This window comes from Halorientalis salina, from assembly GCF_005049285.1.
Lineage (GTDB): Archaea > Halobacteriota > Halobacteria > Halobacteriales > Haloarculaceae > Halorientalis > Halorientalis salina.
Genome location: NZ_SOSC01000002.1, coordinates 274,983 through 289,811, shown reverse-complemented (window position 1 = coordinate 289,811; position 14,829 = coordinate 274,983). Strand labels below are relative to the sequence as shown.

Annotated in this window: 18 protein-coding genes; 9 read left to right on the top strand and 9 right to left on the bottom strand. The window is 65.9% G+C overall.

Going from position 1 to position 14,829, the window contains the following annotated elements; translation table 11 throughout:
- Nucleotides 1–19: 19 nt before the first annotated feature.
- The 4 genes from E2481_RS05940 to E2481_RS05925 form a co-directional block, all read right to left on the bottom strand.
- Nucleotides 20–1,129, bottom strand: a complete 1,110-nt coding sequence (locus E2481_RS05940) for a sensor histidine kinase (RefSeq protein ID WP_136716211.1) — start codon at nucleotides 1,127–1,129, stop codon at nucleotides 20–22.
- Between the two features lie 178 nt (nucleotides 1,130–1,307).
- Nucleotides 1,308–1,508 (bottom strand): VNG_1110C family protein, encoded by a 201-nt coding sequence (locus tag E2481_RS05935; RefSeq protein WP_136716210.1) that lies wholly within the window; start codon nucleotides 1,506–1,508, stop codon nucleotides 1,308–1,310.
- A gap of 59 nt (nucleotides 1,509–1,567) precedes the next feature.
- The gene (locus E2481_RS05930; protein WP_136716209.1) at nucleotides 1,568–2,800 is read right to left on the bottom strand and encodes a cation:proton antiporter; all 1,233 of its coding nucleotides are present in this window, start codon (nucleotides 2,798–2,800) and stop codon (nucleotides 1,568–1,570) included.
- A 65-nt stretch (nucleotides 2,801–2,865) separates the two neighbouring features.
- A complete protein-coding gene (locus tag E2481_RS05925) occupies nucleotides 2,866–3,354 on the bottom strand; it encodes a TrkA C-terminal domain-containing protein (RefSeq protein WP_136716208.1) in 489 nt (162 codons plus the stop codon).
- Between the two features lie 108 nt (nucleotides 3,355–3,462).
- Here E2481_RS05925 and E2481_RS05920 point away from each other — a divergent pair, with 108 nt between their 5' ends.
- From E2481_RS05920 to E2481_RS05905, 4 genes are all read left to right on the top strand, one after another.
- Nucleotides 3,463–4,572 (top strand): OBG GTPase family GTP-binding protein, encoded by a 1,110-nt coding sequence (locus E2481_RS05920; RefSeq protein WP_136716207.1) that lies wholly within the window; start codon nucleotides 3,463–3,465, stop codon nucleotides 4,570–4,572.
- The gene (locus tag E2481_RS05915) at nucleotides 4,572–5,033 is read left to right on the top strand and encodes a TIGR04206 family protein (RefSeq protein WP_136716206.1); all 462 of its coding nucleotides are present in this window, start codon (nucleotides 4,572–4,574) and stop codon (nucleotides 5,031–5,033) included. The genes E2481_RS05920 and E2481_RS05915 overlap by 1 nt, the downstream gene beginning before the upstream one ends.
- Before the next feature lie 122 nt (nucleotides 5,034–5,155).
- Entirely contained in the window at nucleotides 5,156–5,911 is a 756-nt protein-coding gene (locus E2481_RS05910) for a VOC family protein (protein WP_136716205.1), read from the top strand.
- A 206-nt stretch (nucleotides 5,912–6,117) separates the two neighbouring features.
- A complete protein-coding gene (locus E2481_RS05905) occupies nucleotides 6,118–6,534 on the top strand; it encodes a DoxX family protein (RefSeq protein ID WP_136716204.1) in 417 nt (138 codons plus the stop codon).
- A gap of 30 nt (nucleotides 6,535–6,564) precedes the next feature.
- Here the strand turns inward: E2481_RS05905 and thiC are convergent, their stop codons facing one another.
- Together thiC and E2481_RS05895 are read right to left on the bottom strand one after the other, a co-directional pair.
- Nucleotides 6,565–8,022, bottom strand: a complete 1,458-nt coding sequence (gene thiC / locus E2481_RS05900; RefSeq protein ID WP_136716203.1) for a phosphomethylpyrimidine synthase ThiC — start codon at nucleotides 8,020–8,022, stop codon at nucleotides 6,565–6,567.
- A 99-nt stretch (nucleotides 8,023–8,121) separates the two neighbouring features.
- Nucleotides 8,122–8,793 carry a high-affinity nickel-transporter protein gene (locus E2481_RS05895; protein WP_136716202.1) on the bottom strand — a complete coding sequence of 224 codons (672 nt, stop codon included), beginning with the start codon at nucleotides 8,791–8,793 and terminating at the stop codon, nucleotides 8,122–8,124.
- 111 nt (nucleotides 8,794–8,904) lie between these two features.
- Between E2481_RS05895 and E2481_RS05890 the strand changes: the two genes are divergently transcribed.
- From E2481_RS05890 to E2481_RS05880, 3 genes are all read left to right on the top strand, one after another.
- A complete protein-coding gene (locus tag E2481_RS05890; RefSeq protein WP_136716201.1) occupies nucleotides 8,905–9,102 on the top strand; it encodes a hypothetical protein in 198 nt (65 codons plus the stop codon).
- A 58-nt stretch (nucleotides 9,103–9,160) separates the two neighbouring features.
- Entirely contained in the window at nucleotides 9,161–9,799 is a 639-nt protein-coding gene (locus E2481_RS05885; RefSeq protein ID WP_136716200.1) for a helix-turn-helix domain-containing protein, read from the top strand.
- Nucleotides 9,800–9,877: 78 nt separating this feature from the next.
- A complete protein-coding gene (locus E2481_RS05880; RefSeq protein WP_136716199.1) occupies nucleotides 9,878–10,210 on the top strand; it encodes a HalOD1 output domain-containing protein in 333 nt (110 codons plus the stop codon).
- Between the two features lie 3 nt (nucleotides 10,211–10,213).
- Here E2481_RS05880 and E2481_RS05875 read toward each other — a convergent pair whose 3' ends face one another.
- On the bottom strand, nucleotides 10,214–10,873 hold the full coding sequence (locus tag E2481_RS05875; RefSeq protein WP_136716198.1) for a helix-turn-helix domain-containing protein: 660 nt from the start codon (nucleotides 10,871–10,873) through the stop codon (nucleotides 10,214–10,216).
- Nucleotides 10,874–11,294: 421 nt separating this feature from the next.
- Between E2481_RS05875 and E2481_RS05870 the strand changes: the two genes are divergently transcribed.
- Nucleotides 11,295–11,741: an NYN domain-containing protein gene (locus E2481_RS05870; RefSeq protein WP_136716197.1), complete on the top strand. Its 447-nt coding sequence runs from the start codon at nucleotides 11,295–11,297 to the stop codon at nucleotides 11,739–11,741.
- A 9-nt stretch (nucleotides 11,742–11,750) separates the two neighbouring features.
- Here E2481_RS05870 and E2481_RS05865 read toward each other — a convergent pair whose 3' ends face one another.
- Nucleotides 11,751–12,764 carry an alcohol dehydrogenase catalytic domain-containing protein gene (locus tag E2481_RS05865; protein ID WP_136716196.1) on the bottom strand — a complete coding sequence of 338 codons (1,014 nt, stop codon included), beginning with the start codon at nucleotides 12,762–12,764 and terminating at the stop codon, nucleotides 11,751–11,753.
- Between the two features lie 89 nt (nucleotides 12,765–12,853).
- The gene (locus E2481_RS05860; protein ID WP_136716195.1) at nucleotides 12,854–13,885 is read right to left on the bottom strand and encodes a sodium:calcium antiporter; all 1,032 of its coding nucleotides are present in this window, start codon (nucleotides 13,883–13,885) and stop codon (nucleotides 12,854–12,856) included.
- Between the two features lie 89 nt (nucleotides 13,886–13,974).
- Between E2481_RS05860 and E2481_RS05855 the strand changes: the two genes are divergently transcribed.
- Entirely contained in the window at nucleotides 13,975–14,823 is an 849-nt protein-coding gene (locus tag E2481_RS05855; protein ID WP_136716194.1) for a TatD family hydrolase, read from the top strand.
- Nucleotides 14,824–14,829 lie beyond the last annotated feature (6 nt).

Below are 14,829 nucleotides of genomic sequence, written 5' to 3'. Positions count from 1 at the left end.
ACGAATCCGTGTGAGAGGGTCACGCGCGACCGGACCGCTTGAACCGCAACGTGATCAGGTTCCCGCCGAACTCGCTTTCCGAGACTGTGACCGTGCCCCCCGCGGCGTCGGTGATCCACTGGACCAGTCGCAGCCCGAGTCCACTGCCGTGTGAGAGCTGATCCGCGTTCGGCTCGGTGTCGATAACCTGCTGTTCCCCGTCGGGGATACGCGGGCCGTCGTCGGCCACCCGAATATCGACCCAGTCGTGTGTCTCGCCGGTCGTCTCCCGGCCGCTCACGCGAACACGCGGCGTTGGGCTGTCGTTGTGCTCGATCGCGTTCTCGACGAGTTGCTGGAGCGCGAGTTCGAGGTGCTCGCTCGCGCTGATCGAAAGCGTCGCCGGAACGTCGAGCCCGATCTCGGCGTCGGGATGGGCCGAGCGGTACTCCGAGACGACGCCGTCACACAGCTGTGCCACGTCGACAGTCCTGTCGGCGTCGGCCGAGCGGTCGAGAATCCGCTGGACGCGACCGGCCTCCGAACTGAGGTGACCGAGTTCGGTCGCCTGCTCCCGTATCATGCGTGCCGGTTTCGCGACCGACTCGGATTCGTGTGTCCGAGCTAACTCGTCGGCCAGCCCGTCGATGACGGTCAGGTTGTTTCGCAGGTTGTGCCGGAGCAACCGGTGGAGCACCTGCAGCCGGTGTTCCCGCCGCGTCTCGTCCGTGATGTCGCTGTAGATGGCGAACCCGAACGGCCGACCGTCCGCGCCCTCGAAGGGGACGCCCCGGTAGAGGAACCGGCGGAGACCGTACGCCGTCTCGCGGCGGACGACCGCCTTGTTGTGTTTCCCGTCGTTCGTCCGGGTGTCGAACGTCTCGGCCTCGCTCGCGTACACCTCCGGGACGATGTACTCGTTGAGCGAACTGCCGCGGATCTCGTCGCGCTCGTACCCGAACAGCTCAACGAAGGCCGGGTTGACGGCACGGACGATCGGCGTGTCCTCGACGACCTCGAACTCGACGACGGCGTCCTGCAGGTTCTCGAACAGGTTCTCGAACCGCTGGCTGCCCTTCGAACCCGCCCGTTCCCCGCTCGCCGTGTCGGTCTGTTCACTTCCGAACCCTGATGCGATCTCTGGATCCAAGCCTACGACTCACTCGACTTCCGCTTCGTCCGCAAATATCAAAAATCTTTTGGAAATTGTGGAATTATCCCTGATAGATATACGGAAATGCCCGGAGCTGGCACTACGAACCGTCGCACCCCGAAATTTTCAGACCGGTATTCCGTCTAAAAAACGCCAATTGGGCGACAGGTTTCGGTTACTGGATCGAGATCCCGTTGCGCGAGAGGAACCGACTGGCCGCCTTGATCTCGACCGGGCTCCCGACGATCCGCACCTGCGTCTCCTCCGAGAGGATGGTCAGCGTGAACCGTTCCTCTAGCTCGTCCCGGAGCCCCTCGATGGCGGCTTCGGGGAGCAGGATTTGCGTGCTGTCGCGCAGCATCGCCGCGTCGGGCATCAGTTACACTGACACTATCTCGGCGTATAGGTGTGTCGGAATCGTTCGCTGTGCCCGGCTTAGTCGCTTATCGCGACTTCCTCGCTGCCGTTCTCGTGGCCGAACCACTCGACGGCCCGTCGCTCCAGCGGGCCGGCGTACTGCATCAGGGTGGTTCCCAGCACGGCCATGACGAGGACGTACCCGACGGCGAACGCGTTGATCGTGTTCGCGAGCGACGCGGAGAGGACGCCCGTGTTCGCGCCGGTGATCGCGACTGTCGCGATGATGAGCGAGAACTCCCCGCGCGTCGTCATCCCGAGGCCGACCCGGGTCGAGCGCTTGACGTCGAGCCCGTAGGCGCGCCCGCCCAGGTAGCCGCTTAGGACCTTCGTCGGCGTGGTGACGACGACCGCCGCCGCGACCAGCCCGACGACGCCGCCGAGCGACAGCGGGTCGGTGACGAGGCCGATCCAGAAGAAAAACACCGCGGCGAACGCGTCTCGGAGCGGTTCGAGCAACTCCTCTAGGTGGGCGACGCCGTCGGTTGCGGAGAAACCCATGCCGACGAAGAACGCGGCGACCGCCTCGCTGACGCCCAGTGCGAGCGCGACCCCGGCGACCAGGACGGTCACGCCGACGGTACGCAAGACGAGGAACTCCCGGTTGTCGGTGTCGAGGAGCCGCGAGAACAGCGGCGTCCCCCAGTACACGACGACCAGCAGTACGACGATGAACCCGAGCGCCGTCCCGACGGACGTCAGCATGTCGCCGACGTCGCCGCCGCCCAGGACGAGCGCCGAGGCGATCGCGATGTACACCGCGATGACGAGGTCCTCGTAGACGAGCGTGCCGAGCATCGCGTCGGCCTCGTTGTTGGCGATCCACCCGAGATCGAGCAGCGACTTGGTGATGATCGCCGACGAGGAGATGTAGACGATCCCCGCCACGAGGAACGCCGGGAGGGCGGCATCGAAAAACAGCCAGCCCAACGCGAAGCCGACGCTGAAATTGATCAGGAGGTCGATCGTCCCCGACTTCCCGATCTGAGTGCGCTTTGCGAGCAACCGGTCGATGTTGAACTCCAGCCCGAGGAAAAAGAGTAGGAGGACGATCCCCAACTCCGCGCCGAGCGAGACGAACTCGGACTCGCTGACGTACGGGACGCCCGCGCGACCGGCGACGAACTCGCTGAGTACCATCCCGACCACGATGTAAAACGGAATGACCGACTGGCGGACCCGGCTGGCGATCGCTCCCACGGCCGCGACCGCCGTGAACAACACGCCGACCTCCAGCAACAACTCGGCCACGCGTCAGACGCCTCCCGCCGTCGCTGTCGCTGTGTCCGTGGTCGATGCCCCCGTGTTCACGCCGGTCATTCGTCGTCGGTCAGCAGTGACTCGAAGTCGGCGCAGTTCTCGCGGGTCCCGACGACGATCAGCGTGTCGTCCTCCGCCAGGCCGGTGTCCGGCGGCGGGCTGTCGATCGTCTCGTCGCCGCGCTGGATGGCGACGACGGTCGCGCCGGTTTCGGCTCCGATGTCGGCACTTTCGAGGGTCTCCCCGACGAGCGGCGACCCGGGGTGGAGTTCGTACCACTCCAGCAAGATGCCGCCCGGCAGCGTGGTCTCCTGGGTCTCGGCTTCGACCGGCTGGAAGTGTGATCCCTCGATGATCGAGCCGACCTTCCGGGCGAGGTCGTCCGACAGGTCGAACAGTTTCTCGGAGTCCGCGTCCGGGTCGGCCCGGTGGAACACCTCGCGTTTCCCCGTGTTGTGGATGAGAACGATCAGCTCGGACTCGTCGTCGAGGTCGATCTCGAACTTCTTGCCGACCCCCGGCAGATCGGACTCCGTAATCGTCATGCCGAGACGCTTGCCGTGGCTCGGGTATAAATCCTGTCGGACCGCGGGTCGGTCCGTGACTGGGGACAACGAAAGCGCTTTTGCGGCGGGACGGTCGAGTACCCGGTAATGGGTCTTGAGGAGGAAATCGAGGAGATCGAAGAGGAGATCGCCGAGACTCCGTACAACAAGTCGACGGAGGCACACATCGGCCGACTCAAGTCCAAACTCGCACAGAAAAAGGAGAAGCTCGAACAGCAGGACAGCTCCGGTGGTGGCGGCGGCTACGCCGTCGAGAAACACGGCGACGCCACCGTCGCGCTCGTGGGCTTTCCCAGCGTCGGCAAATCCACCCTCCTCAACGCCTTGACCAACGCCGACAGCGAGACGGGGGCCTACGAGTTCACGACGCTCGACGTCTACCCGGGGATGCTCAAGTACAACGGCGCGAACATCCAACTGCTCGACGTGCCGGGTCTCATCGAGGGCGCGGCCAGCGGCAAGGGCGACGGCCAGGCCGTGCTGTCGGTCGTCCGTACCGCCGATCTGGTCGTGTTCATGCTCGACGTCTTCGAGATCGATCAGTACCAGCGCCTCTACGAGGAACTCTACAAGAACAACGTGCGCGTCGACCAGGACCCGCCCCGAGTGTCCATCCGCCGGAAGGGCAAAGACGGCCTGTCGGTCACCAGCAGCGTCGACCTCGACATCGATGAGGGGACCGTCAAGGAGGTCCTCCGCGATCAGGGCTTCATCAACGCAGACGTGACCGTCGGCGAGCAGGTCGACCTAGACCGCCTCATCGACGGCGTCATGGACAATCGCGAGTACATCCCCTCCATCGTCGCGGTCAACAAGGCCGACCTCATCGAACCGGACTACATCGAGACGGTCAACGAGAGCCTCCGCGAACACGACATCGACCCCGACGAGGCCGTCTTTATCAGCGCCGAGGAACAGAAGGGCCTGGAGTCGCTCAAAGAGGAGATCTGGGACGCACTGGGCCTCATCCGCATCTACATGGACAAGCCCGGCCGGGGCGTCGACTACGAGGAGCCGGTGATCGTCAGGCGGGGTGACACCGTCGACGACGTGTGCAGGGAGATCGGCGGCCGCTTCGACGAGCGGTTCCGCTTCGCCCGCGTCTCGGGGGCGAGCGCCAAACACGACGACCAGCAGGTCGGTCGGGACCACGAACTCGCCGACGAGGACGTGCTGCGCATCGTGGCCGAGAAGTGATGGCGACTCCTCGCCGCCGGTTGCTGGCCGTGCTCGTCCTGGCCGTCGTCCCCTGGACGGTCGTGTTCGCGCGTGGCACGGCGACGCTGTTTTTCCCCTTCGGCTTCGTCACCCCGGAAGTCCTCTCGTTCACTGCGATCTGGGACTATTACCTTCGGTATACGGCGGGGCCAGGGAGTCTCCCGCAGTATCTCGTCGCGTACGGCATCGCGGCGGTGCTGCTGGGGATCGCCCTCGTGAACGCTCTCTCCGGCCGCTTCTGGCGCGAGGACGCCCGCGTCACCGCCGCCGTCCTCGTTCTGGCCGGACTGAGCAACGTCCTGTTCGCGGTCGGCTTCCTCCGCCTCCCTGGCTACACAGCGGTGCCGGTCGGAACGGTGCTGTGCTGGGGCGTCGTCTGGCGGTACTACGGGACCGCGTTCCGGCGCATTCTGTTCGTGGCCGAACACGATTCGGACTGATACGGTTTGCTGTAGCTGTGTACCGCTACGACCGCCCGACAGCGGGCGGTCGATACGGAAATGTTCTACAGCAGTCCGTATGAGACCCTAGCCTTTTCGCGTCTCCGGCCGTCCCCTCGGGTATGCACGCGACGCTCGACCACACGATGATGCGCGTCGAGGACCTCGAAGCGTCCCTGGACTGGTACCAGACGCATTTCGACTACGAGGAGTACGGCCGCTGGGAGGCCGAGACCTTCACCAACGTCTTCCTCGCGCCGCCGGACAAACACGAGGACGGCGCGATGCTGGAGCTCACGTACAACCACGACGACCGGACCTACGACATGGGCGACGCCTGGGGCCACATCGCCGTCCGCTGTGACGACGTCTACGACGCCTACGAGCAACTCATGGACCAGGGTGTCGCGGACTACCGGGACCCCGACTCCTGTGGCGGGCAGTACGCCTTCGTCACGGACCCGGACGGCCACGAGATCGAGATCGTCGAGCGCGACCACGGCGCGAAGTGGAGTCTCGACCACACGATGCTCCGCGTCGAGGACGCCGACGCCGCCATCGGCTGGTACACCCGGAAACTCGAATACGACCTGTTCCGCCGCGAGGAGTTCGACGACTTCGCGCTCTATTTCCTCAAACCCGCCGAGGCCGCCCCCGAGGAGATGTCGGTCGAACTCACCTACAACTACGACGGGCGCAGCTACGAGATGGGCGACGCCTGGGGCCACGTCGCGGTCCGGGCCGACGACCTCCAGGACACGTGGGAGACGCTGATGACCCGCCACGCCGAGGACTACCGCGACCCCGAGAGTTGCGACAACCGGTACGCCTTCACCAAGACCAACGACGGCCACGAGGTCGAAGTCGTCGAAGAGTAGCGCTGCCCGTCTTTTTCGTGCTTTTCGCCCCCTCTGGTGGACCGGCGACGGCTAGTGGCATCGATGTCACCCGGTATCACTCATGTCGCCAAACGGATATATTGGCTGGCGTCGTAGCAGGAGTGAACGATGTCGGTACACACCGCGAATCCGCAGTCAGTCGATAATCGTACGAAAACCTCTCATTTCGTAGAGGTGACCGCCTGATGGCGATCACTGGGGCAGAAGGCGTCGCGCTGCTCGTCGGCCGCGTGCTGTTCGGCGGCGTCATCGCCTTCACCGGGCTGAACCACTTCATGCAGACCGAGGAGATGACGGGATACGCCGAGTTCAAGGGGCTCCCCGCGCCGAAGTTCGGCGTCCTGGCCTCCGGGGTGTTGCTCGTCCTCGGCGGCGTGAGCATCATCGCCGGCGTCCTGCCCGTGGTCGGCGCAGTGGTCATCGCCGGCTTCCTCGTCGTCTCGGGGGTCGTCTTCCACGACTTCTGGGCGGTCCCGGCCGAAGACCAGCAGACCGAAATGACGCAGTTCCTCAAGAACGTCTCGCTGGCCGGCGGCGCGCTCGTCATCGCGGCCATCGGCCCGCAGGCCTGGGACTACAGCCTGGGTATCTCGCTGTTCTAATTCCGGCGTTCACAGCACTAAGGAGTCCCGTCAGTCGTCGGCCTCGCCCGACTCCGTGCCGTGATCGTGGTCGGGTGTCACCGCATCGGGCAGGTCCGGGACGCGACTCATGTCGTGGGTTCCAGTCGGTGGCAGGTTCACCTCGGCGGCCTCGGAGCGCTCCAGATCAGTCTCGTCTTCGATAGCTGCCATCTCGCCGTCCGCGACGTCGCGGGCGTCCTGATCGATACGCATCGAGCAAAAGTCGACGCCGCACATCGAGCAAAAGCGCGCTTCCTTGTAGTTGTCTCCCGGCAGGGTCTGGTCGTGGAACGCCTGGGCGCGTTCGGGGTCCAGCGCCAGGTCGAACTGCCGTCGCCAGTCGAAGTCGTAGCGCGCCTCCGAGAGGGCGTCGTCCCAGTCCCGCGCGCCGGGCAGTCCGTTGGCCACGTCGCCGGCGTGGGCGGCGATGCGATACGCCGCGAGACCGTCCCGAACGTCCGCCTCCTCTGGCAGTCCGAGGTGTTCCTTGGGCGTGACGTAACAGAGCATCGCTGCGCCCGCGCGGGCTGCCTCCGTTGCGCCGATGGCACTCGTGATGTGGTCGTACCCCGGCGCGACGTCGGTCACCAGCGGCCCGAGCAGGTAGAAGGGCGCGCCGTCGCAGATCTCCTGCTGTTTCGCGACGTTGGCCTCGATCTCGTCCATCGGGACGTGACCGGGACCTTCGACCATCACCTGGACGCCGTGGTCCCACGCGACCCGCGTCAACTCGCCGAGCGTCTCCAGTTCGGCGAACTGGGCCTCGTCGCTGGCGTCGGCGAGACACCCCGGTCGCAGGCCGTCCCCGAGGCTGAATGTCACGTCGTGCTCGCGGAAGATCGCACAGATTTCCTCGAACTTCGCGTAGAGGGGGTTCTCCATCCCGTTCTCTTCGATCCACTGGGCCAGGATCGAGCCGCCCCGGGAGACGATGCCGGTCTTCCGGCCGTCGGTCAGCGGGAGGTGTTCCATCAACACGCCGGCGTGGATGGTCATGTAGTCGACGCCCTGCTCGGCCTGTTTCTCGATGACCTCCAGGAGGAGTTCATGGGTCAGGTCGGCCGCGCCCCCTGCGCGCTTGACCGCCTCGTAGATGGGGACCGTTCCGAGCGGCACCGGCGAGTGGTCCACGTTCGCCTCCCGGATCTCGTCGATGTCCTCGCCGGTCGAGAGGTCCATCACCGTGTCCGCCCCGTAGTGGACTGCCGTGTGGAGCTTGCGGAGTTCTCCTGCCAGGTCGCTGGTCGTCTCGCTGTTGCCGATGTTCGCGTTGACCTTCGTCGAGAACTCACGCCCGATGATCATCGGGTCCAGCGCCGTGTGACCGTGGTTCGCGGGGATGACGGCCTGTCCTTCGGCCACCTGCTCGCGGACGAACGCCGGGTCCCGGTTCTCCCGGGCTGCGACCCGCTCCATCGCCTCGGTGATCTCGCCGTCGCGCGCTCGCTGTAGCTGCGTTCGCGGCATGTACAACTAGAGAATATTACTGGGTAATAAACCTTGCTTCGGCCGCGGGCTGACGGGAACACAACCGAAACAGGACGTGCGAGTCGGGTCGGGACCGACCTACAGCGGGAGGAGCGCGACACCGAAGGCGGTGGTGGACGCGAGGTGGAGGCCGACCGCAACCGTCCCGAGGCCGGCGACGGTCTGGAGGCCGCGCTGGGCTCGGGTGGTGAGGACGTTCCCCCAGAGGTACGACAGCAGCCCCATCGTGACGACGGTGACCAGGGAGAACGCGCCCAGCAGGAACAGCGACGCCGTGACGGTCGAGGCGGTCGCGACGAGGGTGACGACGACGGCACCGCTGCCGGCCAGGCCGTGAACGATCCCGACGAGGAACGATTCGTCGTCGATGTGCGTGTGGAACGCGCCGACCGAGATCCCGCGCAAATGCAGGTGCTTGTGAACCATCCCACCGTGGGCGTGACTACGGACGGGGAGCCGACCGGTGGCGGCGACCAACATCCGGGCCCCGAGGACGACGAGAATCAGCCCGGCGAGCAACTCGGCCGCCAGGGTCACCGGTTCGGGCAGCGAGACGCCCAGCACCGCGAACAGCAGTCCGATCGCGAAGATCGGGATCGTGTGGCCGATTCCCCAGGAGGTGCCGACGATTCCGGGATGGGCCGCCGACTCATCGTCGACGAGTGTTGCGATCGCCGCCAGGTGGTCGGCCTCGAGCGAGTGCCGGACCCCCAACGCGGCGCCTGTCACCAGCGCGCTCGTCAATGCCATGTGTGTGCGGACGCGAGAGCGGGTCCTTAAGCTGACGATATCCGCGATTCGAGGGGCCGGAACCGAACGACGGCACCAGTCAATCAGGAAAGATCATGAAGGTTTATGCTGGTGGACGTGGGACGGGTGAACGAGGACGCGGAGTCCGCTCTGATCATGAACCGGCCTCGACGCGACGACATCGACCCGATAGTGCCCGAACTGCCAACTGCCACGTACGTCTCGGACGGTGGCGTCGACCTCCCGTCCCCGGCCGACAGGGCGGTGGACGCCGAAGTCGACGCGCCGCTCGTCCCCGACGTCTCCTGACGAGGCGTGCAAATGCCGGCCGAAGAACTTTGTCGGTTCGAAATCACATCCGAGTGGCATGACCGTTATCTCGGTGTATTCGGTTCCGAGACGGGGGTTTCTCCTCGCCGAGTCCCTGGAAGCGCATCCCGACCTGCAGATAACGCTCGAATCAGTGATTCCGGCCGGCGAGGAAGTCGTGCCGTATCTCTGGGTTTTCGGGGGGAACGATGACGCGATGGACGCCCTGCGGACCGACCGGTCCGTCGCCGATGTGACGACACTCGACCGTACCGAGCGGGGACGGCTCCTGAAAGTCCGCTGGCGGGGGACGGACGACGCGCTCCTGTCCGAAGTGGCGTCGTCTCGGGGCTCGATTATCGAAGGAATCATCGAGGACGATGACTGGCGGCTCAGGATCCGGTTTCCGGACCGGGACGCACTCGCCGCGTTCGACCGGAACTGCCGACGCAGCGGGATCGAGACGGAACTCGTCAGTCTCCACCATCCGGGCACGGACGCCGAGGAGGGGCGACTGTTGACGCCGACCCAACACGAGACGCTCCGACTCGCCCTGGCACTGGGCTACTTCGAGGTGCCGCGGGAGGCGACGCTCGACGAGATCGCACTGGAACTCGACGTCTCCGATACCGCGGTCTCGCAGCGACTCCGTCGCGGGGTGAAACGCCTCGTCGAAGCGGCGGTTGCGACCGACTGAAGCCGACGAGGATCGCCGTTGCCTCCAGTAAAAACATAAGTCGTACCTTTGATTACAAAGGTGACTTTTGACCCGTATATGGGGTCTGACCGAGACGATCCGGAGTCGGACGGGGCAGCGGACACGGGCGGGGACGACGACGTCAGGCGGACGACCTGGGAACTCACCGAACCGGAGACGATACCCAGTGCCGTCGTCCGCGCGGTGTCCGCGGAGACGGGGACCGACCCGCTGGCGATGCCCGAACCGTTGAACGACGTGATCGACGCGGACGCGCTGATCGCGCTGCTCGGGTCCGGGCCGGGCGACGGCAGCGTCTCGGTCACTTTCGAACTCGCGGGCCAGGTCGTGACGGTGACGGACGACGGGTTCATCACCGTGCAGGCGGGCGCGTGTGCTGACCCCGCGTGAGACTCACTTCATCAGGTCCTGTGAATCGAGGAGCGTCGAGTCCAGCAGCGTCGCCAGTCCTCGCCGGAGCCGCTGTGACGCGGCCGAATCCGAGATGCCCAGCAGATCGCCGAGTTCGTCGAGCGTGACTCCTCGCGGCACCTCGAAGTACCCGTGTTCGACGGCCGTGACGAGCACCTCCCGTTGCTCGGGCGTGAGGTCGTACTGTGACTCCTGGGTCGACCGGTTCGGACTGTACAGTTGCTCGAGTTCGATCCGAACGTCGTGTTCGCGACACCGCCGGCTGAACGCCGAGAGGTCATCGTAGTCCGGGAACCGCAACCGGAACGTCCAGTCGGCGTCGGACATCGCCGCTTGCAGGACGATCGCCTCGGTGTCGAGCAGGATGGACACCAGTTCGTCGGGTTCCTCGGCCCACTGGACTTTGAGCAGTTGTTTCGTGTCCATCTCGTCGATGACCGTCACGGCCTCGATGGAGTCGGCGTCCCGGAGTACGCGCGTGACCCCCTCGATCTCCGTCGCCTCGATCCAGAAGTACGGCATCACCGCCGAGGCGATGGGGACGATGGATTCCACCCGGACCGTCGTGTCCGGGACGGCCCGAAACGCACGGCCCAGCGCGAAATCCGACCCGTCGAGCCGGACGCTCGCGATGACGCTCATACCACGGCCCCGTCGTAGATCACTGGACCGAACGGCCCGGTATCTCGCCCTGTCATCTCATCGGTCCACGGCCGCGGACGGTCTGATCCGTTCATGTCCCCTCTCGAATCCGTCCGAGAACTGAAAGCGACCCTCCAGTGTACTGCCGGCTTCGCGCCCTAACGAATCGCGATTCATCACACTCCTGCCTTTTCATTCGAACCCATAAACTACCCCTGCTTGGGTTCCGAAGGTGTTTATAAGCAGCCGCGAGCGCCCCCGGTTTCGTTACCAAATCGAATAATAGTTGTCACGTCTGTCGCTCCCAATATCAATTACCGACAACGTGGGTCGTCGCCGCGGTTGGTCTCCTGTCGATTCTGACGGGCCGGACGGTGACCGAAACGGCCAGTGATTTATCAAAGCACGCGTATGGCTGGATATGGGACTGCTCGGTCGACTGCTGGACGGTGACGAAGCCGAACGCGTCGGGCTGTTCGTCGACGGGCCGAACGTGTTGCGTTCGGAGTTCGACGTGGACCTCTCGGACGTGCGCGAGGCCGCAGCCCGAAAGGGGAAACTCGTCGCGACGCGCCTGTACCTCGACGAAAACGCATCGTCCGGCCTGATTCAGGCGGCCGAGGCCAACGGGTTCGAGGTCGTGACGACGAGCGGCGACGTCGACGTGAAACTCGCCGTCGACGCGACCACGCTCGTCGCAGCGGGGGACATCGACGTGCTGGCCATCGCCTCGCGGGACACGGATTTCAAACCGGCCGTCGAGGCGGCCGCGCTACGGAACGTCACTACGTTCGCCATCGCCCCAGGCGAACACGGCCGCTCGGACGCGCTCCGCAATTCCGCACACGACGCCGTCACGCTGGAGTGACCGACGCGACTACGGCGTCACGACGAGCTTTCCGACGCTCTTTCGGTCCTGCATCGCCGCGAACGCCTCGCCGGTTTCGTCGAGCGGATAGGTCTCGTCGATTTCGGGCGTGAGCGCGCCGTCGGCGACGAGTTCGACGAGCCGTTCCAGGTCCCGCTGGGTTCCCATCGTACTCCCGATGATCCGTTTGTGGCCGAGGAAGAGGTCGGGAATGTCGATCTCGGACGTGCCACCGGCCGTCCGTCCGCAGATGGCCATCCGGCCGTCGCGCCGCATGACGTCGAGCCCGAGCTGAGTGTACGCACCACCGAGGTGGTTGAGCACCCCGTCGACCGGCCCGATATCGGTGACCGCGTCGCGGATCTCCTCGGGGTCGGTGCCTTCGATCGCGTGGTCGAGGCCGAGCGATTCGAGGCGGTCGAGTTTCGCCCCCGAGGAGGAGGTCCCGACGCTGTGAGCGCCCAGAACCGCCGCGAGTTGGACGCCCGCGACGCCGACGCCGCCGGTCACGCCCGGAACGAACACCAGGTCGCTTGGCCCGGCCTCGACCCGGCGGAGCATGTGCAAGGCGGTCATATAGGCCGTCGGAAGCGCGGCCGCCTCGACCGACCCCACGTCGTCGGGGAGCGCGACGAGACGGTCGGCACGGACGTTGGCTGCCTCGGCGAGGCCGCCGTGGTAGAGGGCGAAGTTCTCACAGAGGTTCTCCGGTCCTTCCCGGCAGTAGCGACACGTCCCGCACGTCTCGTTGGGGCAGAGCACCACGCGATCCCCCGGTTCGACGCCAGTGACGCCCTCGCCGACCTCCCGGACGGTCCCGGCGACGTCGAGGCCGCTGACGAACGGCAGATCGTCCGTATCGACCATCGCGGAGTCCCCTTCGAGGACCCAGAGGTCGTGGTGGTTGATCGCACACGCTTCGACGTCGACGACTGCGTCCCCTCGTCCGGGCTGGGGAGTCGGTCGGTCCACTATCGAGACGCCGTCCGGGCCGGTCAGTTCGCTGAAGGCTGCGGCGCGCATCGACTCGATGTTCCCTCCCCACTCGTATAAGAAGACGGGCGAAGCCGAGCGGATCACCCCAGGCCTTCGGTATTCGCCCGCAGGCCCCGCTAATTCGGCAGCAGGTCGACCACGTCACTGACCGTCTCGACCACGACCCAGCCGATGAAGATCGCATACGTGAGCAACAGGACGTACGCCTCGCGGTCGGTCAGCGAGAGGTCGGTTCGCAGGACGGTAAAGAGCAGGATCGTCGCGCCGGTCAACACCCCGAACATCGGGACGGCCATCGCGAAGTCGATGGGCGCGCGGCCGACGATCATGACGCCCACGGGAATCGCCACGAGGAGGTCGAACGTGTTCGAACCGAGGACGTTTGCCAGCGACGCGACGCTGCGGTCCTCGCGCGCTGCGCGCACGCTCACGAGGCTGTCCGGCAGACTCGTCGCCGCCGCGAGTATCGTCACGCCCATGATGAACGAGGGGATGCCGAGCGACTGGCCGATGACGTCGACGGAGTGGACGAGTCGCTCGACGGCGACGAGGATGAGGACGAGGCCAGCCAGGAGATACCCCCACTGCTTTTTTACGTCGAGGTCGGCCGGCGGTGGCTCGGCCACGTGGTCGCTCGTGTCCTGGTACTGGATGAAGACGTAGAGGCCGTACAGGGCGAGCGGAATGGCGGCGAGCGGGCGCGTCACGAAGCCCACGAGGTCGGTGGCGGCACTCGCGTCGGGGTAGTAGATGACCGCGAGCGCGAACGTGATGAGCAACACCGAGACCGCGAGCATGTAGAACTGCGCTTCCTTGTAGACGAGCGTGCGATTGGCCTCGATGTGATCGTCGGTGACGATGCCGGCGAGCGCCGGGATGACGAGGATGTTGAAGATGGCCGACCCGACGATCGCGCCCACTCCGAGTTCCAGGGAGCCGGCAAAGACCGCGGCGAAGACGACCGACGCGAGTTCCGGGAGACTGGACCCGACGGCGGCGACGATGGCGCCCTGGACGACCAGCGGAAGCCCGTAGTACGTCGAGAGTTCGTCGCTCGCGCCTTCGAGCCAGTCGCTGCCCTTCCAGACCGCGAGCGTGGCGACGACGATGACGACGACGTCGGTCGCTGCGACCGTGGCCCCTGCCATTGGGCCGGATAACCCGGGGCGGACACAAAGCCGTTCCGTCACCGGACGGAGGCGAACCGCTTTTGCCGCCGGCAGGCCCCTCCACGGACATGGACGAACTCGACACGCCGGTGCTGGACAACCACCTCCACCTCGACCCGGTCAACGGCCGGAACACCGCAGCAGTCGAGGACTTCGCCGAGCTCGGCGGGACGCACCTCCTCGTGTTGAACAAACCCTCCTGGCTGCTCGGCGTCGAGGTCGACGACCCCGAGGACTTCCGGGAGGGCTTCGACCTCACCGTCGAGGCCGTCGAGGCCGCCACCGAGGTCCTGGACGGCCGCGCCTGGCCGGTCCTGGGCGTCCATCCCGCGCTGATCTCCAAACTGGACGAGCGCGGCTACGAGCCCGAGGAAGCCCGCGACCTGATGTGTGCCGGTCTCGACGTGGCCGCCGAATACGTCGCCGAGGGGCCGGCGCTGGCGATCAAGTCCGGTCGACCCCACTACGACGTGCGCGACGCGGTCTGGGACGCCTCGAACGAGGTGATGAAACACGCCTTCGAGGTGGCCGCCGAGACGGGCTGTGCCGTCCAGCTCCACACCGAGGGCGGCGAGGACTTCAGCGAGGTCGCCGAGTGGGCCGAGGCACGCGGGCTCCCGCGCGAGCGCGTCGTAAAACACTATTCAGGCGGGCACGTCGAGGGGCCAATCGCGAGCGTTCTCTCGAACAAGGACGAACTCGACGTCGCGTCCCAGGCGGACGAGCCGTTCCTGATGGAGACGGACTTCATCGACGACCCCGACCGGCCGGGCGCGGTCCTCGGTCCCAAGACCGTCCCGCGTCGCGTGCGGTGGCTGCTCGAAGAAGGCCACGAGGACGCGGTCCGGAACGCACACGTCGAGACGCCGTCGCGGGTGTACGGCATCGATACCGAGGCCACGCTGGGCGGGAACTGAGCGGGT

What these genes read in the sequence shown, in the direction of transcription:
- E2481_RS05925 (WP_136716208.1), bottom strand. Translation starts at nt 3,354, where the DNA reads ATGACGATTACGGAGTCCGATCTGCCGGGGGTCGGCAAGAAGTTCGAG.
- E2481_RS05855 (WP_136716194.1), top strand. Translation starts at nt 13,975, where the DNA reads ATGGACGAACTCGACACGCCGGTGCTGGACAACCACCTCCACCTCGAC.
- E2481_RS05895 (WP_136716202.1), bottom strand. Translation starts at nt 8,793, where the DNA reads ATGGCATTGACGAGCGCGCTGGTGACAGGCGCCGCGTTGGGGGTCCGG.
- thiC (WP_136716203.1), bottom strand. Translation starts at nt 8,022, where the DNA reads ATGCCGCGAACGCAGCTACAGCGAGCGCGCGACGGCGAGATCACCGAG.
- E2481_RS05910 (WP_136716205.1), top strand. Translation starts at nt 5,156, where the DNA reads ATGCACGCGACGCTCGACCACACGATGATGCGCGTCGAGGACCTCGAA.
- E2481_RS05920 (WP_136716207.1), top strand. Translation starts at nt 3,463, where the DNA reads ATGGGTCTTGAGGAGGAAATCGAGGAGATCGAAGAGGAGATCGCCGAG.
- E2481_RS05875 (WP_136716198.1), bottom strand. Translation starts at nt 10,873, where the DNA reads ATGAGCGTCATCGCGAGCGTCCGGCTCGACGGGTCGGATTTCGCGCTG.
- E2481_RS05860 (WP_136716195.1), bottom strand. Translation starts at nt 13,885, where the DNA reads ATGGCAGGGGCCACGGTCGCAGCGACCGACGTCGTCGTCATCGTCGTC.
- E2481_RS05885 (WP_136716200.1), top strand. Translation starts at nt 9,161, where the DNA reads ATGACCGTTATCTCGGTGTATTCGGTTCCGAGACGGGGGTTTCTCCTC.
- E2481_RS05870 (WP_136716197.1), top strand. Translation starts at nt 11,295, where the DNA reads ATGGGACTGCTCGGTCGACTGCTGGACGGTGACGAAGCCGAACGCGTC.
- E2481_RS05865 (WP_136716196.1), bottom strand. Translation starts at nt 12,764, where the DNA reads ATGCGCGCCGCAGCCTTCAGCGAACTGACCGGCCCGGACGGCGTCTCG.
- E2481_RS05905 (WP_136716204.1), top strand. Translation starts at nt 6,118, where the DNA reads ATGGCGATCACTGGGGCAGAAGGCGTCGCGCTGCTCGTCGGCCGCGTG.
- E2481_RS05880 (WP_136716199.1), top strand. Translation starts at nt 9,878, where the DNA reads ATGGGGTCTGACCGAGACGATCCGGAGTCGGACGGGGCAGCGGACACG.
- E2481_RS05915 (WP_136716206.1), top strand. Translation starts at nt 4,572, where the DNA reads ATGGCGACTCCTCGCCGCCGGTTGCTGGCCGTGCTCGTCCTGGCCGTC.
- E2481_RS05935 (WP_136716210.1), bottom strand. Translation starts at nt 1,508, where the DNA reads ATGCCCGACGCGGCGATGCTGCGCGACAGCACGCAAATCCTGCTCCCC.